This window comes from Arthrobacter sp. 05N428_2 (assembly GCF_056397065.1).
On sequence record NZ_JBFTMR010000016.1, the window covers coordinates 32,479 to 56,756 of the forward strand.

Consider the following 24,278-nt stretch of genomic DNA (forward strand, 5'->3'; position numbering starts at 1 on the left):
GCTACTTGGACAACGTGACTCCAAGAGATCCGTATGTTATTGGGCCGCCCATTTTTGCAGCATCGGCCAGCGTGACCTTTTTTATGAAAGTGCCGTACAGTCCGGTATCGCTATTTTTCAGCTTCAGGCTTCCTTTGAGCGCGCTGGCTTCCGTCGTGTAATAGGTACTTCCGCCACCGTTGAAATGCCAACCCCGAAGAGAAATCTGCGCAAAAGCTTCGATCCGAAAAGACTTACCAAAAGGAGAGGCTGCGCAGGGGTTCACTCCCGTCCCACCCTTATCCGGACAGGCCGTGTCGAAGATCGGAATAAGAATCTCGACCGTTTTGCCGGCCGCTAGGCTCGCCTGCCAGCTGGCAAATTTTGAAGTGCAAGTACCATCGAAGCTCGTGCCTGGCTTGGACTCGATCCAGGGGCCGGTGATGTCGACATGTACGTTGCAGTCTGATCCCGGGTGCTTCAACCAACCGAAGCCGCCAGGGAGTTCGTGCCCTGACGACGACTGATGGGGGCATGCGTACTTCGGATCATCGGACAACGACGTCCCGTGTTCAGGAAAGAACTGGAGGCCCTTGAAAAAGGACGGGTCGGATTCGCATTTCGAAAACGTCAATGGAAAGACATCGGCAGCAGAGAAACCTCCGAATTGTGCTTGCGCGGACGCCCGGATCTCTACGGAATTGATACCAAGGGCACGAGCCAGATAGAGGGAGAAGTGTTCGCCGCCTGCGCCGGCCGGCGTCTCGGTCGTGACGTCCGCAGTGCCCGCGGCGTTGTTCACGACAGCCGAGACAACATTGCTGGACCCATCAAGAGCGTTGCCGTTTGCGTACGGTCCAGCCTTTAGCTTCTGATCCGTGGCGCATGGAGCTGAAGTGGCGACCTTGGCACAGGCCTGCGCTACTGCGAGTGCCGCTGAGTCGGCGCCATTTTGCAGCTGCGTTTTCTCCGAGTACATTGCACCGACGTCTACAGCCAGGGCTCCGAAGCCCAGCAGGGCAACCATAAGAATGGCAGCGAGCGGCGCTATTACACCCCGTTCCTTGTCCTCGGCACCGCATTCCTGCGGTTGCTTTTTGGCTAACCTCCGCATTGCATGACCCCTTTAGCTGAGATGCTCATGATGTCCGGAAGGAAGGGGACCAACGTCGGGAGACCAGTGAGGTACTTGGTCTTTGCGCTTATGGTGACGATTGAATCCGTGCCTGGAGCGCAGGAGCTGATTGTGACGTCGGTGAGCTTCAGGTTGGCAATTGGTGCCGCGTCAATTGCCTTCTGCTGTGCCACAACGTTCGTGTAACCGGTATCTGCGTAGTGGATGGCCGAGTACCTCGCGGCTTCTCGGGCACCTTCTGCCATAGAGACTTGGATACTGAAGGCCCTCCCGAATTCCACAATCCCCAGGACTAGTGCGAGGAAGATGGGAAGAATGAGGGCGAACTCGACGGCGACGGCGCCCAATTCCTTGGCACTTTTCGCGCCGCGGGGCTTTGCTCGGGATTCCATCAGAAGCCGGCCGTGGTGGTAGGGAACCGAGGAATTAGCTCTAGCCTGAGCGCGCCGACGGCAAGAACGATAGCGGTGGCAATGAAGCCGACCAGACGTGTGTTCTCCGCTGCATTGCTGCCCGTTTGCAGCGAAGGCACTGAACAACCAACGGCAGTCACTCGCGATGCAGTGATTTTTGCTTTGGATCTGAGACCTTGCACGACCCCTCCTGAACCTTGAGATCTCGTAAACCTGCGCATAAGCAGACGAGAGAAGCCCAAGGGCGGGTGCGGTGGCAGCGGATCTTCGCCCGAACTACCCCGCCCCGCCCCTGGGCTTCAAGAGACTTGGTTCTGTTAGGGAGCCACGATCTTGTCCTTGACGCCGGTGAACAAGTCGGAGAGTTGGGTGCCCAGGGCCGTCACGGCGACAATGATGGCAACGGCGATGAGGGCGACCATCAGGCCGTACTCCACCGCGGTGGCACCCTTTTCGGATTCGAGCTTGTTCTTGACGCCGGCGATGAAAGAGAGCATTGAGAACATGAGACCAGTCATTTTAATTTCCTTTTCCAGAGTTTCGAATATTTGAACGGAATTCCAGTGAATCCCCTATTGCTTATTCACTGGAGCTTCGCTGGAACCACATTTGCACGGCGATTAACGGCACGGCAATAACATCGAATACTCGACTTTTTGGAACGAAAAATGTCGTTCTACTCGGCAGCAATGGCGGTGTACTCAGTTCGGTGTGGAGGTGTAGCCAAAATTACCTGTTTCGATAAGCCAACTTGCTATTGAAGCCGGGGCCCAGGCTGTGGCACCCTCTACGGAAACAGCAGGATGACCGCGAGGCAAGCGGCCAGCATGGACGGCCCGTAGGCGACTTCCATCGGCTTGTTTCCGCGGTTTTTCAGCACCACGAAGGCGGAGGCGATCCCGCCGGCGACGAATCCCAGGGCTCCGCCGTAGAAGAGTTGGGCCCAACCCAAGTAGCCCAAGTACAGGCCGAGCGGGGCGGCGAGCTTAACATCGCCCATTCCGAGGCTCTTGGGGCTGATGAGAGCCAAGATGAAGTAGAGAACGAAGAGAATTACGCCGCCGGCGAGGCCGCGGGCCAGTTTTTCCCAACCTCCCAGTGCTACGGAAGCCCCCACGAGGAGCATCATGCCGGCCCCCAGCAGGGGCACAACCAGCCGGTTGGGCAGCAAGTGATGGAGGACATCGATGCGTACCAGCTGCACGCCGGCAACCGCCAGGAGCAGGAAAGCCGGCAGGGCCGGCGCCGGCCCGAAGCGCCATGCCAGCAGCGCGCACAACATGACGGTGGCGACCGCCGTCGTCGTTCTCTGCGCAGGGGAGGGGGAGGATGCCAGTTGCGGCAGCGTGCGGCGGACCAGGACGTCGCCCAGCAGGCCCAAGCACAGTCCAGCCGCGGCAATTCCCGCGATGAACAGCGGCGAGGCGGAACCGGCAAGGGCGGGATCGGGCACGGTGCCTCCAAGAACGCGGCGGGTCGGAACTGTTGCGCACGCAGGGCAGCGTGCCTTGCGGACACCCTATTTTGACCCACGCCCCAGGCTTCCGCTATTCTTGGTAGTCGTTGTGCGTGTCCTATCTCGATGATGCGTGCCCGCTTGGGAATCCGGTTGCAGGATAGCTACCCAACGTGCACATTCGAGACCACTGGATGACTGGTTACATGGAGCCCTCACCTCTGTTCCGGTAGCGCATAGATAGTAGGTGCACCTTTTGCGTGACGCCTAAAACAAGAACGCCAGAACAAGAACGAGGCAAACACCGTGCGTACGTACACCCCGAAGCCCGGCGATATCAACCGCCAGTGGCACGTCATTGACGCCACCGACGTTGTCCTTGGTCGTCTCGCCAGCCAGACCGCAATCCTGCTGCGCGGCAAGCACAAGGCCACCTTCGCGTCCCACATGGACATGGGCGACTTCGTCATCATCATCAACGCTGAAAAGGTTGCCCTTACCGGCGCCAAGCTGGAGCAGAAGCGCGCATACCGCCACTCCGGCTACCCGGGCGGCCTGACCTCCGTCAACTACGCGGAGCTGCTGGAATCCAACCCGGTCCGCGCCGTGGAGAAGGCCATCAAGGGCATGCTCCCGAAGAACTCCCTCGCTGCGCAGCAGCTGGGCAAGCTGAAGGTGTACCGCGGTGCCGAGCACCCGCACGCCGCCCAGCAGCCCAAGACTTTCGAAATCACCCAGGTCGCCCAGTAGTCCTGGCCACCAACCAACTTTAATCAAGGAGAATCGTGGCTCAGAACGAAGAACTGACCACCGAGGCCGTCGTGGCCGAGGAAAACCTGACCAGCTACACCTCGGAAAGCGGTCCTGCGGAAGCAGAAGCGCCCAAGAAGGAACGCCCGGCCCTCACGGTCGCCGGCGCGGCAGTTGGCCGTCGCAAGGAAGCCATTGCACGCGTTCGCATCGTGCCCGGCACCGGCAAGTGGACCATCAACGGTCGCGCGCTGGACAACTACTTCCCGAACAAGCTGCACCAGCAGGATGTCAACGAACCCTTCAAGATCCTCGATCTTGATGGCGCCTACGACGTCATTGCCCGCATCCACGGTGGCGGCATCTCCGGCCAGGCCGGTGCCCTGCGCCTCGGCATCGCCCGTTCGCTGAACGAGATCGACACCGAGAACAACCGCGCCACCCTGAAGAAGGCCGGTTACCTGCGTCGTGACGCCCGCGTCATCGAGCGCAAGAAGGCTGGCCTCAAGAAAGCACGTAAGGCTCAGCAGTACTCCAAGCGCTAATTCCGCTTGCACGAAGGCCCGTCCCGCATTTTGCGGGGCGGGCTTTCGGCGTTTAACCGACCGCGGGGCGTTTTGGGCCGCCGCTACTCAATACTGGATTGATCGACTTCGTGATTACCGTCCGTGGCCGGTGCAGCGACACGGATTTCAATGCCCACCAGGGCTACTTTGCTGCCTTCACCTCATCGGGCAAAGGGGAACTGCGGCGATCCACCTTTTGCCCTGTCAGACGGTTGAGTCTGGGAATTGCGGCCAACATCGTTAGCGGTATGAGTCCAACCAGCACCGGCGATGCCAGGACCATGGCGGGAGCGATTAGCCAGGGCCACTGCTTTGGTGCTCCAACTATGACTAGGAGTACGGCGACGCCGCAGCGCAAGACAAAATTGGCCTGGCTGTCCGGTGTCCCGTCCCTGTGGTCGAGTAAAAACTGCACCCACGCGTGCCACGGCGTGGGATCCACCGCGTAAAAGACAAGGACAACGAGGGACAGCCCGCCGACACCGTGCAGTAGTCCGCGCCAATCGCCACGGACTGCAAACCACAGAAGTCCGACTCCGGCGGTGAGCTTTGTCAGGACCGGAAATGCCCACGCGGCCGGCGTCTGCATGCCGACCACAGCAGCGCCAGCAAGCAGTACATAGATGTTGCCGACCAGGAGCTCCGGCATGCAGAGGAGAAAAACCGGAATTGCCCATCTGGTTTTCAGTGGCTTCACAAGCCAGAGGAGGACCGCTGCCTCCAGGCAGACCCAGAGCACCAGGAACAGCGGCCAGGAAAGCATGGCGAGGGGACGGATCACGGCAAGGAAAGCTGGCGAATAGAGATACGCATCTCTCTGGCCCGGCGCCTTGTCATACTCCAGCTCGCCCTGAGCGGCGAGCCAATAAGCGTGGGCGTCTTGCCCCAGTACGTCGCTGAGGACGGCGGCCTTGATCGATAGAAAGGTGGAGAACAATCCAAGGAGCCAGAGCAGGACAACCGACAACCGTGTAGCGAGTGGATACTTTTCAGCGAAATCCGTTCGATAAATCACGGTTGCGCCTACGAAGTCCGCCGCTTGGTCAGAAAGTTTCGACATGCCCCGATATTGCCATGCTCACGCCGCACGACAGGGCTTTTAACGGCCGATTTCCTGCGAGACTCCGTCTGGTCAACGCGCAAACGTCTCGTCAGCCGAAAGCGGCTCTGTACTAGGAAGGACGGGCGCCGAGAGCGCGATCGGCTAAACTGGGTCGCGATGTCTAGATTATTTGGAACAGATGGTGTCCGAGGCCTGGCTAACGGTCTGCTGACCGCCGAGCTGGCGTTGCAGCTGGCGCAGGCCGCCGCCGTCGTGCTGGGGCACGACCGCAACATGAGCGGCAACCGGCCGCGCGCCGTCGTGGCCCGCGATCCGCGCGCCAGCGGTGAGTTCCTCGCGGCCGCCGTGGAGGCCGGACTTTCCAGCTCCGGAATCGACGTCTACGACGCCGGCGTCCTGCCGACGCCCGCCGCTGCGTACCTCGTGGCCGACCTCGACGCCGACTTCGGCGTGATGATCTCCGCCTCCCACAACCCGGCGCCGGACAACGGGATCAAGTTCTTCGCTCGCGGCGGCCAGAAGCTTCCGGACGAGGTCGAGGACGCGATCGAGGAACAGCTGGCCAAGGAACCCTACCGCCCGGTCGGTGGCGAAGTCGGGCGCATTCAGCGCTTCGCCGACGCGGAAGACCGCTACATCGTGCACCTGCTGGGCACCCTTCCGCACCGCCTGGAGGGGATCAAAGTGGTGGTGGACTGTGCCCACGGTGCCGCGAGCGGCTGCTCACCCCAGGTTTTCAAGACCGCCGGCGCCGAAGTGATCATCATCGGCGCCGAACCGGACGGACTCAACATTAACGACGGCGTGGGATCCACGCACCTGTCCCCGCTCAAAGCCGCCGTGGTTGCCCATGGCGCGGACCTGGGCATTGCCCACGACGGCGACGCGGACCGTTGCCTGGCCGTAGACCATGAAGGCAACGAGGTCGACGGGGACCAGATCATGGCGATCCTGGCACTTGCGCTCAAGGAGGCCGGCAAGCTCAAAGACGACGTTCTCGTGGCGACCGTGATGAGCAACCTCGGACTGAAGCTCGCGTTGCGGGAAGCCGACATCACGCTGCGGGAAACCGGCGTCGGCGACCGCTACGTTCTGGAAGCCATGCGGGAAGGCGGCTTCAGCCTCGGTGGCGAACAGTCCGGCCACGTGATCTTCGCCGAATACGCCACCACCGGCGACGGCGTGCTCACGGGTCTCCAGCTGGCCGCCCAGGTGGCACTCACCGGGCGTCCGCTCAAGGAACTGGCCACGGTCATGACCAAGCTCCCGCAGGTGCTGATCAACGTCAAGGACGTCGACCGCAGCCGGGTCAACGGCGACGAGGCGGTGGCCGAAGCAGTGGCCAAGGCCCAGGTGCGCCTCGGCGACACCGGACGCGTGCTACTCCGGCCGTCCGGAACCGAACCGGTGGTGCGGGTCATGGTGGAGGCCGCCGACCTCGAGACTGCCCAGGAAGTCGCCGACGGCCTGGCAGACGTGGTCCGGACGGAACTGGCCCTGGCCTTCGTCGCCGACTGACGCATGCTTGTTGACCCGGAGAGAAGGGTTGACCTTATGTCAGTTCGTGTTGGTGGCTCGGATGCGTGGTTTTTGCAGGGCTCTCGGCGGTACCGAGCGCTCGTATCGATTCTCGCCACAAAACGGCCAGCGGTAAGGCGCCCCACGGAGCGTCGATGGCGTTCAGCGGCCACATGGCCAGTTGACTGGCGACTTGATGGAAGACGGGGGCCAGCCAAAGGAGAGCAATGGCAGTCACAGCCGAGACGCGGACTAGGGGCGAGCAACGGTGGTCGAGCAAGTAGACGAGTACCGGGATGAGCAACACTCCGTCGTAGGTCGCGATGTGGGGAGAGAAGACAACGGTCGTGGCCAGCGTCGTGAGCCACACTAACGCAGGATCGACCCGCCGCTTCCGGAGTTTACGGACGTGATAAAGCAATATTGCCGCGCCGACAGGCAATGAAGCCACCGTCAAAACCGGTGCTGTCCAACCGGCCCAGGACGGCGGTAGGAGTCCCTGAATCAGCGACGGCAAACCGATCATTTTCCAGGCCTGTCCCTGTTGGACTTGCTCTGCGTACAACGGACTGGCAAGGGCGGACACCCAGTGAGCGAGACCGTCCACCCCCACCATGCCCACGGAGGCGCCGGCGAGAAGCAAGAACACTGCCGCGAAACTCGCCAGTGCCCGGAAATTTCGCGTCGCCAGGAGCACTAGTGGCACGAGGACAAAAAGCTGCGGCTTCGCAAAACCAAGCCCGAAGATTGCGCCCGCCCAAAAGTTATGGCCCGTACTGAGGAAACGGATGCCCAGCAGCCAAACAGCGAGCACGAATGCCGAGTCCTGGCCGCCGCCCAGCAACTCGAAGACCACCGGTGAAGCGACGACGGCAACAAAAACCGCCTTGCGCTTGTGCAGCATCAGTTTGGGAGCGAAGGACTTCATGCTCAGAGTGCATGCAACCAGTAGCGCTGCACTCACCACCAGCCACATCAGCCCACTCAAGTTGTACGGCATGACGGCGAACGGCGCATAAAACGCGGCAACGGCCGGAGGCGAAACGAACCATGCCAGCCTCGTCACGGGTCCGAGCGCAGCGGCTTGGAACTGCTGCTGGACTTGGGGGTCGTAAAGGGCGCCAGACTCGCCGGCCAGTAGCAGGCCTCCGCCTGTCCAGTGGGCGAGGTAGTCCGGCAGAAAAGAGCCTTGGGCGGCCGGGAGGAGGACGCGGGTGACCGAGGTCGCCAATAGCGCGACGCCGGACATGAAGGCAAAGATCAACGGATATACTCTGAGCCGGTCCGGCGTGATGAAACTGTCAATCCTGCGCACAAGAATTGCGAACGCTTGTCGAGCCCACGTCATGGTCAGTGACATTACAGGACGGGCCATCGCAACTTCCTACTAGAGGTAGGCCGGCGCTGGTTCCAGGCCGAAGTATTCCTCGAGGGTGGCGATGCCCCGGCTGTGCATGTCGCCGGCGGCCTCGATCCCGATATAGCGCAGGTGCCACGGCTCGTAGTAGTAGCCCGTGACCGTCTGCAGCATCCAGGGGTAGCGGACCACGAAGCCGAAGCGGTAGGCGTTGGCCTTGGCCCATACGGCCGCCGGCTCATCCGCGAAGCACGGCTGGAAACTGCAGACGCCGTCGCCGTCGCCGACGTCGAACGACCAGCCCGTCTGATGCTCCGAGTAGCCCGGCCGCGCCGAAGCGGTGTCCGCCTCGTCGCGCCCCCGTGAGTTCACGTACCCGTCGTAGGTGGCTGTCTGGGTAGCGTACGAGCGGTACCCGCTCGCCAGGGTCAGGACGACGCCGGCCGCCGCCGCATCTGCGAACATCCGCTCCGCTGCTGCCGCCGTCGTGCTGTTCAGCAGTGCCGCCTCACCGGTGGCCGCAAGCCGGACCGCCGGCTGGGTTAGGTCGGCCGGAGCGTAGTCCGCGGGGGAGAGCGGCCGATGCTTGTTCACCACCACCCACTGGCTGGCCGGATCCGTCAGAGAGTATTTCGGTCCAGGCGCGGCGGCCGCGGGAGAGTTGCCCGGCAGCGTAGTGCCAGGCGCGGTGCTCCCGGCGGTACCCGCCTGGCCGGTCTGCGTGGAAGTAGCCGAGGGTGAGCCGGAGGCGGTGGCTGTCGACGCATCAGTTGGCACGGCTGTGCGGGAGGCCTGCCCCGGCGTGTCCTGGGGGCTGCAGGCGGCGACGGCGGCCAGGGCGGCAAAGCTTGCCCCGGCGGCGACGGCCCGCCCGAACGCGCGCCGGCTGGGAACCCACGGGCCGTTCGCGCCGACGTCGTGGTACACCTGTGCTAGACCTTGCGCAGCAGCATGCGGCGGATGGAGTGGTCCGCGTCCTTGGTCAGCACCAGCTGGGCCCGGCCGCGGGTGGGGAGGACGTTGTCTTCCAGGTTCGGTTCGTTGATGCGCTTCCAAATGTCGCGGGCCGTCTGTTCCGCCTCGGAGTCGGACAGCGTCGCGTAGCGGTGGAAGTAGGACTCCGGCTGCGCAAAGGCAGTGGTCCGCAGCTTACGGAAGCGGTCCACATACCACTCCTCGATGTACGACGTCTTGGCGTCCACATAGATCGAGAAGTCGAAGAAGTCGCTCAGGGCCAAGCCCTGCCGGCCGTCATTCCGCGGGCGGGCGGGTGCCAGGACATTGAGTCCCTCGACGATCAGCACGTCCGGCCGGCGGACCACGATTTCCTCTCCGGGCACAATGTCGTAGGTGACATGCGAGTACTTGGGCGCACGCACCTCCTCCGCGCCGCTCTTGACCTCGCTCACGAAGCGCAGCAGGGCGCGCCGGTCATAGGACTCCGGGAACCCCTTGCGCTCCAGGAGCTGCCGGCGCCGGAGCTCGGCGAGCGGGTACAGGAAGCCGTCGGTGGTGATGAGCTCCACGTTTGGGGTGCCCGGCCAGCGCCTCAGCATTTCACGCAGCACGCGGGCGATAGTCGACTTCCCCACGGCGACCGAACCGGCGACACCGATCACGAACGGCGTGCGCTGGGTGGTCTCGCCGAGAAAGGTGGTGGTGGCCGCGTGGAGCTGGTTGGCACCCTCGACATAGAGGTGCAACAACCGGGACAGCGGGAGATAGACGTCCCGGACCTCATGCATATCGAGGGGATCGCCCAGGCCGCGGAGGCGGAGGACGTCCTCTTGATTGAGGGGCTGCTCCATTTGGGCAGCGAGCCGGGACCAGGTCTGCCGGTCCAGCTCCACGAACGGGGAGACACCCTCGCCATTCGCATCGTTGCGTTGCACAGTCACCTTAGAGATTCTGCCCTTGACTAGGCCGAGAGCGAAATGAACGCCCGTGAGGGCAGTGACGGCGGGGCCGGGCCGGTGCATCATACGCCGGACGGCCGGGAAACCCGCTAGGCTGATTCCCATGTGTGGAATCGTTGGATATGTGGGCCACTCGGCTGGCCGGGTAAATATTGAGCACAAAGCCTTGGACGTCGTCCTGGAAGGGCTGCGGCGCCTGGAGTACCGCGGCTACGACTCCGCCGGGATCGCGGTGGTGGCTGACGGCACCATTGAGTCCCGCAAGAAGTCAGGGAAACTGAGCAACCTGATCGGCGAGCTCGAGGCCAACCCGCTGCCCGAGGCTATGACCGGGATCGGTCACACCCGCTGGGCCACGCACGGCGGCCCCACGGACCAGAACGCGCACCCGCACCTGTCCGATGGCGGCAAGCTGGCGCTGATCCACAACGGCATCATCGAAAATTTCGCCGAACTAAAGTTGGAGCTCCTCAATGAAGGAGTGACTTTCCTCTCGGAGACGGACACCGAAGTGGCCGCGGCCCTTCTCGGCCACATCTACCGGACCCAGCTCGGCGGCGACAATTCCAACGGCGGACTGACCAAGGCGATGCAGCTTGCCTGCCAGCGCCTGGAAGGCGCCTTTACGCTGCTGGCAGTGCACGCGGACCAGCCCGACGTCGTCGTGGCCGCCCGCCGCAACTCCCCGCTGGTGGTGGGCCTGGGTGACGGTGAGAACTTCCTCGGCTCCGACGTCTCCGGCTTCATCGATTACACCCGCCGGGCCGTGGAACTGGGCCAGGACCAGATCGTCACCATCACCGCCGACTCTGTGGACATCACGGACTTCTTCGGCGCCCCCGCCGCGGGCAAGGAGTACCACGTCGACTGGGATCCGGCCTCCGCGGAAAAGGGCGGTTACCCGTCCTTCATGGAAAAGGAAATCCACGATCAGCCCGACGCGGTCGCGCAGACTCTGCTGGGCCGGTCGGATCTCGACGGCAAGCTGACCCTCGATGAGATGCGGATCGACCCCGAACTGCTGAAGCACATCGACAAGATCATCGTGCTTGCCTGCGGCACCTCCGCCTACGCCGGCCAGGTCGCAAAATACGCGATCGAACGCTGGTGCCGGATCGCCACCGAGGTAGAGCTCTCGCACGAATTCCGCTACCGGGACCCGATCGTCGATGAGAACACCCTGGTGGTTTCCATCTCCCAGTCCGGCGAGACGATGGACACGCTGATGGCCGTCCGCTACGCCAAGGAACAGGGCGCGAAGACCATCTCCATCTGCAACACCAACGGCTCCACAATTCCGCGTGAGTCGGACGCCGTGCTGTACACCCACGCCGGCCCGGAAATCGCGGTGGCATCCACGAAAGCCTTCCTGGCCCAGATCACCGCCGCCTACCTGCTGGGCCTCTACCTGGCACAGCTGCGCGGCAACATGTTCCAGGGCGAGATCAAGGACGTGCTTGCGGACCTCGGCAAGATTCCGGCGAAGATCCAGGAGATTCTCGACCACGAAGACCAGATCAAGGACCTCGGCGTCGAGATGGCGAACGCCAAATCGGTGCTCTTCCTGGGGCGCCACGTCGGCTTCCCGGTCGCCATGGAAGGCGCCCTCAAGCTGAAAGAGCTCGCCTACATCCACGCCGAAGGGTTTGCCGCCGGCGAGCTCAAGCACGGCCCGATCGCCCTGATTGAAGAAGGCCAGCCCGTCTTCGTGATCGTCCCCTCGCCCCGCGGCCGGGATTCGCTGCACGCGAAGGTTGTCTCCAACATCCAGGAAGTGCGGGCCCGCGGCGCCAAGACGATCGTCATCGCGGAAGAGGGCGATGAAGCGGTGAAGGCCTACGCCGAGCACGTCTTCTACATCCCGCCGACGCCGACGCTGCTGGCACCCCTGCTGTCCACCGTGCCGCTGCAGATCTTCGCGCTCGCCCTCGCCAGCGCGAAGGGCTACGACGTGGACCAGCCGCGGAACCTGGCCAAGAGCGTGACCGTAGAATAGCCGCCATGATTGTTGGTATCGGCGTAGACGTCGTAGACATCGAGCGGTTCGGCCGGCAGCTGGAGCGCACCCCCGGGCTGCGGGACAGATTGTTCGTGCCCGCCGAACGGGACCTGAACACCCGATCCCTGGCCGCGCGGTTCGCCGCCAAGGAGGCGGTGGCCAAGGTGCTGGGCGCCCCCGCCGGCATGAACTGGCAGGACTGCTGGATCGGTCTGGACCAACACGGCCCCACGGTCCAGGTCAAGGATACGGTTCTGGCCGTGGCCGAATCGAAGGGCGTCAAACGCTGGCACCTCTCGATCAGCCACGACGGCGGCATCGCCACCGCCACGGTGATCGCCGAGGGCTAGGCACCATGATCAGCGCTTATACCGGGACCCACATCCGAGAAGTCGAACAGCGGCTTATCGAGGCAAATGCGGACACCGGTATGGGCGCTGTTCTCATGCAACGCGCCGCCTACGGCCTGGCCAATACCGTGATCCGCGAACTGCGGCACCGGGGATTGCGGCCCTACGGTTCCAGCGTCACCATCCTCGCCGGCAAGGGCAACAACGGCGGCGACGGCCTCTACGCGGCGGCGCTGCTGGCCCGCCGTGGCCTGCGGACGACGGCGATTCTCACCGCCGGGCAAGCCCACCGGGCCGGACTGGAGGCCTTCCGCGCCGCCGGCGGCCGGAACACGGCCCTGACTGGGGACAACGCCGGGGAGCTGGCCGCGGACGCCGCACGATCCGACGTCGTGATTGACGCGGTCCTGGGAACCGGCGCCCAGGGCGGCCTGCGCGGCGCCGCGGCAACTCTGTTCGAAGAACTCCAACGCCTGCACACCCGCCGCGGGCTCGTGGTGGCTTGCGATATCCCCAGCGGCGTCGACGCTGACACCGGCGAGGCGCACGCCCCCGTGCTGGCCGCCGACGTCACCGTCAGCTTCGGCGCCGCGAAGGCCGGCCTGCTCGCCGACCCCGGCGCGGACTTCTGCGGCCGGCTTCGGATCATCCCGATAGGCATCGAGGACGCGCTGGCCGGTCCCGAGTTGCGGCGCCTCGAGGCTGCGGACCTGGCCGCGCTCCTGCCGCACCCCGGCCGACGCTCGCACAAATACTCCCGCGGCGTGCTCGGCGTCGTGGCCGGATCAACGCGCTACCCGGGCGCCGCCGTGCTCGCCTGCCGGGGCGCCCTGGCCTCCGGGGCCGGCATGGTCCGCTACGTCGGGCCGCCCGAGGTGGCCGACCTGGTGCGGCACTCCTGCCCCGAGGTGGTCTGCGGCACCAGCATCGCGGACGCGCACGTCCAGGCCTGGCTGCTCGGCCCCGGGCTGGACGACGGCGCACACGAGCAACTGGACCGCGTCCGCGAGGCCGCGGCGGCCGGGCTCCCCACCGTGGCCGACGCCGGCGCCCTCCCCGCGCTGCCCCGTAAACTTTCGCCCCGAACCGTGCTTACCCCGCACGCCGGCGAGCTGGCCGCGCTCCTGGGCCGATACGGCGACGCCCCGGAACGCTCCGGCGTCGAGGACGCGACGCTGGCAGCCGCCCGGCGGGGCGCCGGGCTCACCGGCGCGACCGTGCTGCTCAAGGGCGCCACCACTCTGGTGGCCGCCCCAGCGGGCGCCGTCTTCAGCCAGGCCGAGGCCAGCCCCTGGATGGCCACAGCCGGCAGCGGCGACGTACTGGCCGGGCTGCTGGGATCATTGCTGGCCCAGATCGCTGAAGACACCGGCTCCTTCAGCGCCCGCGGCATCGCCGGGAAGGACCGGTGGGCGGCCATCGCGGCGATGGCCGCGAGCCTGCACGGCCGCGCCGGAATCCTGGCATCAAGCGGCGGTCCGCTAACGGCGTCGGACATTGCGGAAGCGCTGCCGGAGGTCATGGCGCAGCAGTAACAAACGCGTACGCACCAAGGCCGAGTCAATTAGTAACCTTACTTACAAGTAGTCTGTCTAGAGATAGTTCGCCACGCACGAGGAGTACACATGGAAGTCTGGCCCGGAACGGCTTACCCGCTGGGAGCCACCTTTGATGGCACCGGCACCAATTTCGCCCTGTTTAGCGAACAGGCGGAACGGGTCGAACTCTGCCTGCTGGCTGATGACCTGACCGAGACCCGGATCGAGCTGACCGAGGTGGACGGCTACGTCTGGCACTGCTACCTGCCGCAGATCCAGCCCGGCCAGAAATACGGCTACCGGGTCCACGGCCCGTACGATCCGGCGAGCGGCAACCGCTTCAACCCGAACAAGCTGCTGCTGGACCCGTACGCCAAGGCTGTCCAGGGCCAGATCGACTGGGACCCGGCGCTCTTCACCTACGAATTCGGTGACCCCGACTCCCGCAACGACGCCGACTCGGCGCCGCACACGATGCACGGCGTGGTCATCAACCCGTTCTTTGAGTGGGACGGCGACCGCCAGCTGCGGATCCCCTACCACCACTCGGTCATCTACGAGGCCCACGTCAAGGGCCTGACGGAGCTGCACCCGGATATTCCGGAAGACCAGCGCGGCACCTACGCCGGCGTCGCCCACCCGGCAGTCATCGAGCACATGAAGAAGCTCGGCGTCACGGCCATCGAGCTCATGCCGGTGCACCAGTTCGTCAACGACGGCACCCTGGTGGAAAAGGGCCTCAACAACTACTGGGGCTACAACACCATCGGCTTCTTCGCCCCGCAGAACAGCTACAGCTCTTCCGGCGACGTGGGACACCAGGTCCAGGAATTCAAGGCGATGGTCCGCGAGCTGCACCGGGCCGGCATCGAAGTCATCCTCGACGTCGTGTACAACCACACCGCGGAAGGCAACCACCTCGGCCCCACGCTTTCCTTCAAGGGCATCGACAACCAGGCGTACTACCGCCTGGTCGACGGCGACCTGAAGCACTACATGGACTACACCGGCACCGGCAATTCGCTCAACGTGCGGCACCCGCACTCGCTGCAGCTGCTGATGGACTCCCTGCGGTACTGGGTCACCGAGATGCACGTGGACGGCTTCCGCTTCGACCTCGCCTCCACGCTGGCCCGTGAGTTCTACGACGTCGACAAGCTGTCCACCTTCTTCGAACTGATCCAGCAGGACCCGATCGTTTCCCAGGTCAAGCTGATCGCCGAGCCGTGGGACGTCGGCCCCGGCGGCTACCAGGTGGGCAACTTCCCGCCGCAATGGACGGAGTGGAACGGCAAGTACCGCGACACCGTCCGCGACTTCTGGCGCGGCGAACCGTCGACGCTGGGCGAATTCGCCTCCCGGCTCACCGGCTCGGCCGACCTGTACGAGAGCTCGGCCCGCCGCCCCGTGGCGTCGATCAACTTCGTCACCGCCCACGACGGGTTCACGATGCGGGACCTGGTGTCCTACAACGAGAAGCACAACGAGGCCAACGGCGAAGGCAACAACGACGGCGAATCGCACAACCGCTCCTGGAACTGCGGCGAAGAAGGCGACACGGACAACGACACCGTGCTGTCCCTCCGTGCGCGCCAGCAGCGGAACTTCATCGCCACCCTGCTGCTCTCGCAGGGGGTGCCAATGCTGCTCCACGGCGACGAGCTCGGGCGCACGCAGCAGGGCAACAACAACACCTACTGCCAGGACTCCGAGCTGAGCTGGGTGCACTGGGAAGCCATGGACCAGCCGCTCGTGGAGTTCACCGCCTTCGTCAATAAAATCCGCCACGACCACCCGACGTTCCGCCGCAGCCGCTTCTTCGACGGCCGGCCGGTCGTCCGCGGTGAGGGCGAGAAGCTGCCGGACATCGTCTGGCTCAAGACGGACGGCACCGAAATGCTGCCGGAGGACTGGGGGAGCGGCTTCGGCAGGACCATCGGCGTCTTCTACAACGGCGACGGCATCCAGGAGCAGAATTCCCGCGGCCGTCGGATCACCGATGACAGCTTCATCATGGCCTTCAATGCCCACGATGACGCCGTGGACTTCTGCCTGCCCTCCGACGAGTATTCCCAGTACTGGGAGGTGCTCTTTGACACCGCGGCGCAGGCCGACGCCTACGAACCGCTCAAGGCCGGGGCCACCCTGGCGCTGCACGCCAAGTCCATGGTGGTGCTGCGGGCCTACTCCGGCCCCGAGGCCGAGGTTGACTACTCCGCAGCGGCGTCCCTGGCCTCCATGGCCGAGCAAGAGGAAGCCCAGGAGGAGATGGTGGAGGCCCAGACCAAGGCAGCGGACGCGAGCGAGGCAAGGGCGACGCAAGCATGAGGACCCCCGCCTCGACCTACCGGCTGCAGATCCGGCCGGGCTTCACCCTGCAGGATGCCGCCGCAACCGTGCCCTACCTGAAGTCCCTGGGCGTCGACTGGGTCTACCTGTCGCCGATCCTGACGGCGGAGCAGGGGTCGGACCACGGTTACGACGTCACCGACCCGGCCGCGATCGACCCGGACCGCGGCGGCCCGGAAGGGCTCGAGGCGGTGTCCCGGGCCGCGCGGGCCGCCGGCATGGGCGTCCTCGTGGACATCGTGCCCAACCATGTCGGCGTCGCCACCCCGGCCCAGAACCCCTGGTGGTGGTCGCTGCTCAAGGAAGGCCGCGAGTCGCGGTACGCCCAGGCGTTCGACGTAGACTGGGACTTCGGCGGCGGCCGGATCCGGATCCCCGTGTTGGGCGAGGACTCCGACGTCGACGCCCTCGAGATCCGCGACGGCGAGCTGCGGTACTACGACCACCGGTTCCCGCTGGCGGACGGCACTTACACGGCAGGTGACGACCCGCGCGAGGTCCACGACCGGCAGCACTACGAACTGGTGGGCTGGCGCCGAGCCGACACGGACCTGAACTACCGCCGGTTCTTCGCGGTCAACACCCTCGCCGGGATCAAAGTCGAGATCCCGGAAGTCTTCGACGAGGCCCACGAAGAAGTTGTTCGTTGGTTCCGCGAGGACTTGGCGGACGGGCTCCGCATCGACCACCCGGACGGCCTCGCGGATCCGGCAGGCTACCTTCAGCGGCTGCGCGAAGTGACCGGCGGGGCGTACCTGCTGATCGAGAAAATCCTTGAGCCGGGGGAGGAGCTTCCGGCCGGCTTTGAGTGCGAAGGGACCACCGGCTACGACGCCCTCGCGGACGTGGACCGGGTCTTCGTTGACCCCGCCGGCCAAGCCGACCTCGACGCGCTTGATGCCTCGCTACGCGGCGGGAAGCCCGCGGACTACGAGGAGATGATCCGCGGCACCAAGCGCCGGATCACGGACGGGATCCTGCATTCGGAAATGCGACGGCTGGCCCGCCTGGTCCCGGCCGGTGCCGGGCTTGGCCCGGACGTCGCCGTCGATGCGCTGTCCGAAATTACCGCGGCGTTCCCGGTCTACCGCAGCTACCTGCCCGACGGGGAGGGCGTGCTGCGTGAGGCCTGCGATCTCGCCGTCCGCCGTCGCCCCGACCTGGCTCCCGCCGTGCGGGCAATGCTGCCCCTGCTGCTGCACGCCGGCCCCGGTGCCGACGCCGAACTGGGCCGCCGCTTCCAGCAAACCTCCGGCATGGTGATGGCCAAGGGCGTCGAGGACACCGCGTTCTTCCGCTACACCCGGCTGGGAACCCTCACTGAAGTCGGCGCGGACCCCACCGAGTTCGCGCTGCCCGTCGGCGAGTTCCATGCCCGGATGGCCCGCCGGCAGGCCCGCCTGCCGCTGTCCATGACCACCCTCAGCACCCACGACACCAAGCGCAGCGAGGACACCCGGGCACGGATCTCGGTGCTGGCGGAGCTGGCACCCGAATGGACGGCGTCCCTGCGGCGGCTGCAGGAACTGGCGCCCCTGCCGGACGGACCGCTGGCCAACCTGCTCTGGCAGGCCGTGGCCGGGGTCTGGCCCGCGGACCGGGAGCGGCTCCAGTCCTACGCCCAGAAGGCTGCCCGCGAGGCCGGCAATTCCACCGACTGGCTGGACCCGGACGCGGACTTCGAAGCGACGCTGACAGCCGCCGTCGACGCCGCCTTCGACAACGACGAGGTGCGCGCCGAACTCGACTCGCTGGTGGCACTGCTGGATCCCTACGGCTCCGCCAACGCGCTGTCCGCCAAACTCGTGCAACTCACCATGCCCGGCGTGCCGGACGTATACCAGGGCACCGAGATCTGGGACCGCTCCCTGACCGACCCGGACAACCGCAGGCCGTTCGACTTCGGACCCCGGCGCGCCGCCCTGGCCGCGCTCGACGCCGGCGAGTTGCCGGCGTCGTACCGGGAGGACGCCGCGAAGCTGCTGGTGACCTCCCGGGCCCTGCGCCTGCGGCGGGACGCACCGGAACTGTTCACCGGCTACACGCCGGTGCCGGTGACCGGAGCCTCGGCCGGGCACCTGGTCGCCTTTGACCGCGGCGCCGGCGCCCCCGGCGCCATTACCCTGGCCACGAGGCTGCCGCGCGGCCTCGAACAGCGCGGCGGCTGGCAGGACACCGCCATCGAACTCGCCGCCGCCATGACCGACCAGCTCAGCGGCAGGTCCTTCGGCCCCGGCACGGCGAAGGTCGCGGAGGTCCTCCGCGACTATCCGGTGGCCCTCCTGATCCCGGCCGCCTGACACGCCCGAACTGACGAACCGATAGAGGGGGAACGGCAATGACTCTGCCTGCACATGGAACCGAACGCTTCGACCTCTGGGCGCCGGATGCGCAGCAGGTCACCCTGCTCGCCGGCGGACAGCGTTACCCGATGCGCCGGGCCGCTGCGGACGGCCGCGCCGGCTGGTGGGCCGCGCCGGAGGCCCCGGCCTCCGGCGAGGTCGACTACGGCTACCTGCTGGACGGCGACTCCACGCCGCTGCCGGACCCGCGGTCGCGCCGCCAGCCCGAGGGGGTGCACGCGCTCTCACGGACCTTCGACCCCGGCAGCCATGCGTGGACGGACGGCGGCTGGGCGGGCCGCGAACTGCGGGGGGCGGTGATCTACGAGCTGCATCTGGGTACCTTCACGCCCGAGGGCACGCTGGATGCGGCGATCGGAAAGCTCGGCTACCTCGCCGAGCTCGGCGTCGACTTCGTGGAACTGCTGCCGGTCAACGGGTTCAACGGCACCCACAACTGGGGCTACGACGGCGTCCTCTGGTACACCGTGCACGAGGGCTACGGCGGCCCCGCCGCGTACCTGCGCTTCGTTGACGCCGCGCACCATGCCGGGTTGGGCGTCATCCAGGACGTCGTCTACAACCACCTCGGCCCCAGCGGCAACTACCTGCCCCGGTACGGGCCTTACCTCAAGTCCGGCGAGGGCAACACCTGGGGTGACTCGGTCAACCTGGACGGGCCCGGTTCCGACGTGGTCCGCGGCTACATCCTGGACAACGCGGCCATGTGGCTGCGGGAGTATCACGTGGACGGCCTCCGGCTCGACGCGGTGCACGCCTTCAAGGACGAGCGCGCCGTCGACCTGCTGGAGGAGTTCGGGACCCTGGCCGATACTGTCGCCGCCGAAACCGGGCGACCCGCGACGATGATCGCCGAGTCGGACCTGAACAACCCGCGCCTGCTCTACCCGCGCGACGCGAACGGCGACGGCCTTGCCGGGCAGTGGAGTGACGACTTCCACCACGCCGTCCACGTCAACGTCAGCGGGGAAACCACCGGCTACTACGCCGACTTCGATTCACTCGCGGCATTCGCCAAGGTCCTCGAGAAGGGTTTCTTCCACGACGGGAGCTACTCCAGCTTCCGGGGCCGGCACCACGGCCGGCCCATCAACACCTCCCTGGTCCACCCGGCCGCCCTGGTGGTCTGCAACCAGAACCATGACCAGATCGGCAACCGGGCCACCGGCGACAGGCTCTCCCAGACCCTCGGCTACGGGCAGCTGGCGCTCGCCGCCGTCGCGACCCTGACCGCCCCTTTCACGCCGATGCTGTTCATGGGCGAAGAGTACGGCGCCACCACGCCCTGGCAGTTCTTCACCTCGCACCCGGAACCCGAGCTCGGCAAGGCCACCGCGGAGGGCCGGATCAAGGAATTCGAACGGATGGGCTGGGATCCCGCCGTCGTGCCCGACCCGCAGGACCCGGCCACGTTCACCCGCTCCAAGCTGGACTGGTCCGAGGCTGCAACGGGCGAGCACGCGCGGCTGCTGGAGCTGTACCGCCAGCTGATCGCGCTGCGCCGTGAGAGGCCGGAACTCGCCGGACTCGGCTTTGCGGACACAGCCGTCGACTTCAGCGAAGACGAGGGCTGGCTGCTGCTGCGGCGCGGCAGCGTGGAGGTGGCAATGAACTTCTCCGCCGAACCGCGGCGGGTTGCCGTCGGCGGCGGTTCGCTGCTGCTCGCCACGGAGGCCGACGCCGGGCTGGGTACGGACGGGCTCGAGCTGCCCGGCCACAGCGCCGCCGTCGTCGCGCCCTAGCGGCGAAACTGACCACCAAAGAATGCTCCCGACTGAGGCAGGATAGACCCATGACATACCTTGCGGCAGAAAACCGCTATGACGCCATGCCCTACCGCCGCGTGGGCCGCAGCGGCCTGAAGCTGCCGGCCATATCGCTGGGCCTGTGGCACAACTTCGGCGACGACAAGCCCTTCGAGGTGCAGCGCGCCATCCTGCGCCGCGCCTTCGACCTGGGCGTCACCCACTTCGACCTCGCCAACAACTACGGGCCGCCCTACGGCAGCGCGGAGACCAACTTCGGCCGGCACTTCAAGGACGACTTCGCCCCGTACCGCGACGAACTCATCATCTCCAGCAAGGCAGGCTACGACATGTGGCCCGGGCCCTACGGCAACGGGGGCTCCCGCAAGTACCTGCTGGCCAGCCTGGACCAGTCGCTGGCTCGCATGGGCCTGGACTACGTGGACATCTTCTACAGCCACCGTCCGGATCCGGAGACGCCGCTGGAGGAGACCATGGGAGCGCTGGACCAGGCCGTGCGCTCCGGCAAAGCGCTCTACGCCGGGATTTCGTCCTACACCCCGGAGCAGACCATCGAGGCGGCGCGGATCCTTCAGGACCTGGGCACCCCGTTGTTGATCCACCAGCCCAGCTATTCGATGTTGAACCGCTGGACCGAGGACGGAAGTCCGAACCTTTACGAGGCGCTGGAGCAGGTGGGCGCCGGGTCCATCGCCTTCTCGCCGCTGGCGCAGGGCATGCTCACCGACCGTTACCTCGACGGCGTGCCGGAGGATTCCCGCGCCGCGCAGCACAAGTCCCTGGACCAGGGCATGATCGACGACGCAAAGCTGGACCGCGTCCGTGGGCTCAACCGGATCGCCGAGGGCCGGGGCCAGACCCTCGCGCAAATGGCCATCGCCTGGATCCTCCGCGAGCAGGTCAAGGGCAGCTCCGTGACCTCCGCGCTGGTCGGTGCCTCCAGCGTCCGGCAACTCGAGGACACTCTGGCCGCGGTCAACAATCTGGAGTTCACGGCCGGTGAGCTGGAGGCGATCGACGAGTTCGCCGTCGAGTCCGGCATCAATCTCTGGGCCCAGAAATGAGCCGGCGCCGGGGCGGTCCGCCGTCCCGGCGCCGAACGTAACAGATTCGGTGCCGCGGCCGGGAACAACTTAGGTCCCGGCGCCGTTGACTAGAATGCAAGGGCGCCGCATGGCGTTGTGCCCGTTTGCCGTCGTCGTACATTTAGAGTGCGTCCGGGCCGGGCGCTGAAGTTTGTTCTCAAAGGGAGTTTCGTGTCTGCAAATCCGATTCGTGTTGCAATCGTCGGCGTGGGTAACTGTGCCACGTCGCTGGTCCAGGGTGTCCAGTACTACCGGGATGCCGACCCCCAGGCCACGATCCCGGGTCTGATGCACGTGGAGTTCGGCAAGTACCACGTCAACGACGTGCAGTTCGTTGCCGCGTTCGACGTCGATGGCAAGAAGGTGGGCCAGGATCTCTCCGCAGCGATTCTCGCCAGCGAAAACAACACCATCAAGATCGCCGATGTCCCGCCGACCGGGGTCACCGTCCAGCGCGGCCCGACCCTCGACGGCCTCGGCAAGTACTACCTCGAGACCATTGAGCAGTCCCCGGAGGAACCGGTCGACGTCGTACAGGCCCTCAAGGACGCCAAGGTCGACGTGATGGTCTGCTACCTGCCCGTGGGATCCCAGGAAGCCGCCGAGTTCTACGCCCAGGCCGCGATCGACGCCGGCGTGGCCTTCGTTAACGCGCTGCCCGTGTTCATCGCCGGAACCAAGGCGTGGGCGGACAAGTTCACCGCGGCCGGCGTGCCGATCGTCGGCGACGACATCAAGAGCCAGATCGGTGCCACCATTACGCACCGCGTCATGGCCAAGCTCTTCGAGGACCGCGGCGTCACCTTGGACCGCACCTACCAGCTGAACGTCGGCGGCAACATGGACTTCAAGAACATGTTGGAGCGCGACCGCCTTGAGTCCAAGAAGATCTCCAAGACCCAAGCCGTGACCTCCAACGTCGAAGCCGACATCGCGCCCCGCGATGTGCACATCGGGCCGTCGGACTACGTGCAGTGGCTCGACGACCGCAAATGGGCGTTTGTCCGCCTCGAAGGCCGCAACTTCGGCGACGCGCCGGTGTCCCTGGAGTACAAGCTGGAGGTCTGGGACTCGCCCAACTCCGCCGGCGTAATCATCGACGCCATCCGGGCAGCCAAGATCGGCCTGGACCGCGGCATCGGCGGCCCGCTGCTCTCCGCGTCAAGCTACTTCATGAAGTCCCCGCCGGAGCAGTTCAACGACGACCTCGCCCGTGAAAAGGTCGAGGCCTTCATCCGCGGCGACCTGGAGCGCTAAGCGCCATCCCCACCGCCGGACCGCGCGCCGGTTCACCGGTTCCTGCCGACGCTCCCGCAGCTCTGGCACGATTCAACACAACGCGCCCGCACTTCTGGCAAGTTTCAACACAACGCTCCCGCACCTCTGGTGCGGGAGCGTTGTGCGTCCCGCGAACCCTCCCTCATCGCCGTACGCTTCCGTCTGGACGCTCCCGCTGGTCTGGCGGCTTCCTTGCCGACCCTCCCGCAGGTCTGACGGGTTCTGTACGGACGCTCCCTCAGGCCGTGCTCGAGAAGCCTGCCGCCGACGGCGGGCTGAGGTACGCGGTGCGCAGGATCCGCTTTATCTTGGCAGTGGCGTCTACGAAGCCGTCTGCGAGATCGCCTTTGGTCAGGACGAGGACAGTCCATCCCGCCGACTCGAACGCCTTGTCACGACGGCGGTCACTAAAGATCTGGGCGGGCAGCAGATGGTGGCCACCGTCGTACTGGATGGCAAGACGACGGCGGCGGTACCCGAGGTCCGCCGTCGGCGAACCGGCCCGCTCCGGGCTTAACGCAAGCTGGAGATCCGGCTCCGGGAGGCCGGCGTCGCGCATTGCCAGGCGGAGCAGCGTCTCCGGACCGGAGTCGGATCCTACTCGCATCAGCTCAAGAGCTGCTCGGGCGCGGACGATCCCCTGCAGATTTGAATGGCGGTTTACCATCGACCGCAGCCCGTCAACGGTCGCGAAAGGCTCGCTCCGGTCCTCCAGGCTTATTCGGGGAATCCGAACGAGCTCGTCTCCCGTGCAGACCAGTTCGTACAGGCTCAACCGTCGGGCCAGATCGAGCCACGTCCGGGCGCGCGTGCTGATCCGGATGCCGTCCACCGTTTCGACCTCGTCGTCCCACGCCAGAACCGCGTGCCCGATGATGCCCTTGCGTCGGACCTCTGCCAACGCCCGCGGCTTGCTCAGATGCAGCTCTTCAGAGTCCGAGAGCCACGGCGGAAGGAGTTGGCACCGAAGCCGGGCGGCCGTCACGTGTGAGATCCAGGCCCCTGGCGAGGCGGCCGACAGCGCACGGGCCGCCGCCTCCAGTTCGAAGTCCCATGTCGCCGGCCGATAGAGACCCCTGCTGACATGACTGATGTCGGATTGTCTGAGCCTGGATATCGGTGCTCCCCAGGACCGAGCATCCGCGATTGTGAAGGGCATTGCGCCGAGGGGTCCGGGTAGCTCCGTCCTCTTTCTCATCCTGGCATTGTGAACCCATTTGAATATTCGCGCAGGAGTTATCCACAGCTCGGGACTATCTCACTAACGGTGTATCCGGCGGTTTCCTTTAGTAGTTTTCAGCTGCCGGGAATCGGTCGCTGAAGGTGATGGCGAAGGCGTTCAAAGCGGGCTTCCAACGCACGGCCCATCGGGTCCTGCCGGCACCGGTCGGATCGAG

20 protein-coding genes are annotated in these 24,278 nt (G+C 65.6%); 11 read left to right on the forward strand and 9 right to left on the reverse strand.

Annotated features, from left to right (window positions below; genetic code table 11):
* Position 1: 1 nt before the first annotated feature.
* From AC1DGI_RS15465 to AC1DGI_RS15480, 4 genes are all read right to left on the reverse strand, one after another.
* Positions 2 to 1,093, reverse strand: a complete 1,092-nt coding sequence (locus AC1DGI_RS15465; protein WP_476899460.1) for a pilus assembly protein TadG-related protein — start codon at positions 1,091 to 1,093, stop codon at positions 2 to 4.
* Complete coding sequence (locus AC1DGI_RS15470) at positions 1,081 to 1,461, reverse strand: TadE/TadG family type IV pilus assembly protein (protein ID WP_476899461.1); 381 nt, start codon at positions 1,459 to 1,461, stop codon at positions 1,081 to 1,083. Before AC1DGI_RS15470 ends, AC1DGI_RS15465 begins: the two co-directional genes overlap by 13 nt.
* Before the next feature lie 383 nt (positions 1,462 to 1,844).
* Positions 1,845 to 2,045 (reverse strand): Flp family type IVb pilin, encoded by a 201-nt coding sequence (locus tag AC1DGI_RS15475; RefSeq protein ID WP_476899462.1) that lies wholly within the window; start codon positions 2,043 to 2,045, stop codon positions 1,845 to 1,847.
* 269 nt (positions 2,046 to 2,314) lie between these two features.
* Entirely contained in the window at positions 2,315 to 2,980 is a 666-nt protein-coding gene (locus AC1DGI_RS15480) for a prepilin peptidase (RefSeq protein ID WP_476899463.1), read from the reverse strand.
* Between the two features lie 309 nt (positions 2,981 to 3,289).
* On the opposite strand from AC1DGI_RS15480, the gene rplM reads away from it, so the two are divergent.
* Complete coding sequence (gene rplM, locus AC1DGI_RS15485; protein WP_015937805.1) at positions 3,290 to 3,733, forward strand: 50S ribosomal protein L13; 444 nt, start codon at positions 3,290 to 3,292, stop codon at positions 3,731 to 3,733.
* 35 nt (positions 3,734 to 3,768) lie between these two features.
* Positions 3,769 to 4,278: a 30S ribosomal protein S9 gene (rpsI, locus tag AC1DGI_RS15490; RefSeq protein ID WP_354233995.1), complete on the forward strand. Its 510-nt coding sequence runs from the start codon at positions 3,769 to 3,771 to the stop codon at positions 4,276 to 4,278.
* A gap of 163 nt (positions 4,279 to 4,441) precedes the next feature.
* Here rpsI and AC1DGI_RS15495 read toward each other — a convergent pair whose 3' ends face one another.
* Positions 4,442 to 5,359 (reverse strand): glycosyltransferase family 87 protein, encoded by a 918-nt coding sequence (locus AC1DGI_RS15495; protein WP_476899464.1) that lies wholly within the window; start codon positions 5,357 to 5,359, stop codon positions 4,442 to 4,444.
* 159 nt (positions 5,360 to 5,518) lie between these two features.
* Between AC1DGI_RS15495 and glmM the strand changes: the two genes are divergently transcribed.
* Positions 5,519 to 6,880, forward strand: a complete 1,362-nt coding sequence (gene glmM, locus AC1DGI_RS15500) for a phosphoglucosamine mutase (protein ID WP_476899465.1) — start codon at positions 5,519 to 5,521, stop codon at positions 6,878 to 6,880.
* 34 nt (positions 6,881 to 6,914) lie between these two features.
* On the opposite strand, the gene AC1DGI_RS15505 is transcribed toward glmM, so the two are convergent.
* The 3 genes from AC1DGI_RS15505 to coaA are packed head-to-tail and all read right to left on the reverse strand — an operon-like array spanning position 6,915 to position 10,135.
* Complete coding sequence (locus tag AC1DGI_RS15505) at positions 6,915 to 8,255, reverse strand: glycosyltransferase family 87 protein (RefSeq protein WP_476899466.1); 1,341 nt, start codon at positions 8,253 to 8,255, stop codon at positions 6,915 to 6,917.
* A gap of 12 nt (positions 8,256 to 8,267) precedes the next feature.
* Positions 8,268 to 9,164 (reverse strand): M15 family metallopeptidase, encoded by an 897-nt coding sequence (locus tag AC1DGI_RS15510; protein ID WP_476899467.1) that lies wholly within the window; start codon positions 9,162 to 9,164, stop codon positions 8,268 to 8,270.
* A gap of 5 nt (positions 9,165 to 9,169) precedes the next feature.
* Complete coding sequence (coaA, locus tag AC1DGI_RS15515; protein ID WP_441401827.1) at positions 9,170 to 10,135, reverse strand: type I pantothenate kinase; 966 nt, start codon at positions 10,133 to 10,135, stop codon at positions 9,170 to 9,172.
* A gap of 121 nt (positions 10,136 to 10,256) precedes the next feature.
* Between coaA and glmS the strand changes: the two genes are divergently transcribed.
* The 8 genes from glmS (at position 10,257) to AC1DGI_RS15555 (ending at position 22,860) form a co-directional block, all read left to right on the forward strand.
* Positions 10,257 to 12,149 (forward strand): glutamine--fructose-6-phosphate transaminase (isomerizing), encoded by a 1,893-nt coding sequence (gene glmS, locus AC1DGI_RS15520; RefSeq protein WP_476899468.1) that lies wholly within the window; start codon positions 10,257 to 10,259, stop codon positions 12,147 to 12,149.
* A gap of 5 nt (positions 12,150 to 12,154) precedes the next feature.
* Positions 12,155 to 12,502, forward strand: coding sequence for a holo-ACP synthase (locus AC1DGI_RS15525; protein ID WP_441403145.1), 348 nt, complete (start codon positions 12,155 to 12,157; stop codon positions 12,500 to 12,502).
* A 5-nt stretch (positions 12,503 to 12,507) separates the two neighbouring features.
* Entirely contained in the window at positions 12,508 to 14,037 is a 1,530-nt protein-coding gene (locus AC1DGI_RS15530; RefSeq protein ID WP_476899469.1) for an NAD(P)H-hydrate epimerase, read from the forward strand.
* Between the two features lie 90 nt (positions 14,038 to 14,127).
* Positions 14,128 to 16,368 carry a glycogen debranching protein GlgX gene (gene glgX, locus AC1DGI_RS15535; protein WP_441401091.1) on the forward strand — a complete coding sequence of 747 codons (2,241 nt, stop codon included), beginning with the start codon at positions 14,128 to 14,130 and terminating at the stop codon, positions 16,366 to 16,368.
* Entirely contained in the window at positions 16,365 to 18,689 is a 2,325-nt protein-coding gene (gene treY / locus AC1DGI_RS15540) for a malto-oligosyltrehalose synthase (RefSeq protein WP_476899470.1), read from the forward strand. Before glgX ends, treY begins: the two co-directional genes overlap by 4 nt.
* Before the next feature lie 38 nt (positions 18,690 to 18,727).
* Positions 18,728 to 20,494, forward strand: coding sequence for a malto-oligosyltrehalose trehalohydrolase (gene treZ / locus AC1DGI_RS15545; protein ID WP_476899471.1), 1,767 nt, complete (start codon positions 18,728 to 18,730; stop codon positions 20,492 to 20,494).
* Between the two features lie 50 nt (positions 20,495 to 20,544).
* A complete protein-coding gene (gene mgrA / locus AC1DGI_RS15550) occupies positions 20,545 to 21,582 on the forward strand; it encodes an L-glyceraldehyde 3-phosphate reductase (RefSeq protein WP_476899472.1) in 1,038 nt (345 codons plus the stop codon).
* Positions 21,583 to 21,774: 192 nt separating this feature from the next.
* The gene (locus tag AC1DGI_RS15555) at positions 21,775 to 22,860 is read left to right on the forward strand and encodes an inositol-3-phosphate synthase (protein WP_476899473.1); all 1,086 of its coding nucleotides are present in this window, start codon (positions 21,775 to 21,777) and stop codon (positions 22,858 to 22,860) included.
* Positions 22,861 to 23,119: 259 nt separating this feature from the next.
* Here the strand turns inward: AC1DGI_RS15555 and AC1DGI_RS15560 are convergent, their stop codons facing one another.
* The gene (locus AC1DGI_RS15560) at positions 23,120 to 23,782 is read right to left on the reverse strand and encodes an endonuclease domain-containing protein (RefSeq protein WP_476899474.1); all 663 of its coding nucleotides are present in this window, start codon (positions 23,780 to 23,782) and stop codon (positions 23,120 to 23,122) included.
* Between the last annotated feature and the right edge of the window lie 496 nt (positions 23,783 to 24,278).

What these genes read in the sequence shown, in the direction of transcription:
- AC1DGI_RS15465 (WP_476899460.1), bottom strand. Translation starts at nt 1,093, where the DNA reads ATGCGGAGGTTAGCCAAAAAGCAACCGCAGGAATGCGGTGCCGAGGAC.
- AC1DGI_RS15475 (WP_476899462.1), bottom strand. Translation starts at nt 2,045, where the DNA reads ATGACTGGTCTCATGTTCTCAATGCTCTCTTTCATCGCCGGCGTCAAG.
- AC1DGI_RS15495 (WP_476899464.1), bottom strand. Translation starts at nt 5,359, where the DNA reads ATGTCGAAACTTTCTGACCAAGCGGCGGACTTCGTAGGCGCAACCGTG.
- glmM (WP_476899465.1), top strand. Translation starts at nt 5,519, where the DNA reads ATGTCTAGATTATTTGGAACAGATGGTGTCCGAGGCCTGGCTAACGGT.
- AC1DGI_RS15505 (WP_476899466.1), bottom strand. Translation starts at nt 8,255, where the DNA reads ATGGCCCGTCCTGTAATGTCACTGACCATGACGTGGGCTCGACAAGCG.
- glmS (WP_476899468.1), top strand. Translation starts at nt 10,257, where the DNA reads ATGTGTGGAATCGTTGGATATGTGGGCCACTCGGCTGGCCGGGTAAAT.
- AC1DGI_RS15525 (WP_441403145.1), top strand. Translation starts at nt 12,155, where the DNA reads ATGATTGTTGGTATCGGCGTAGACGTCGTAGACATCGAGCGGTTCGGC.
- AC1DGI_RS15530 (WP_476899469.1), top strand. Translation starts at nt 12,508, where the DNA reads ATGATCAGCGCTTATACCGGGACCCACATCCGAGAAGTCGAACAGCGG.
- glgX (WP_441401091.1), top strand. Translation starts at nt 14,128, where the DNA reads ATGGAAGTCTGGCCCGGAACGGCTTACCCGCTGGGAGCCACCTTTGAT.
- treY (WP_476899470.1), top strand. Translation starts at nt 16,365, where the DNA reads ATGAGGACCCCCGCCTCGACCTACCGGCTGCAGATCCGGCCGGGCTTC.
- treZ (WP_476899471.1), top strand. Translation starts at nt 18,728, where the DNA reads ATGACTCTGCCTGCACATGGAACCGAACGCTTCGACCTCTGGGCGCCG.
- mgrA (WP_476899472.1), top strand. Translation starts at nt 20,545, where the DNA reads ATGACATACCTTGCGGCAGAAAACCGCTATGACGCCATGCCCTACCGC.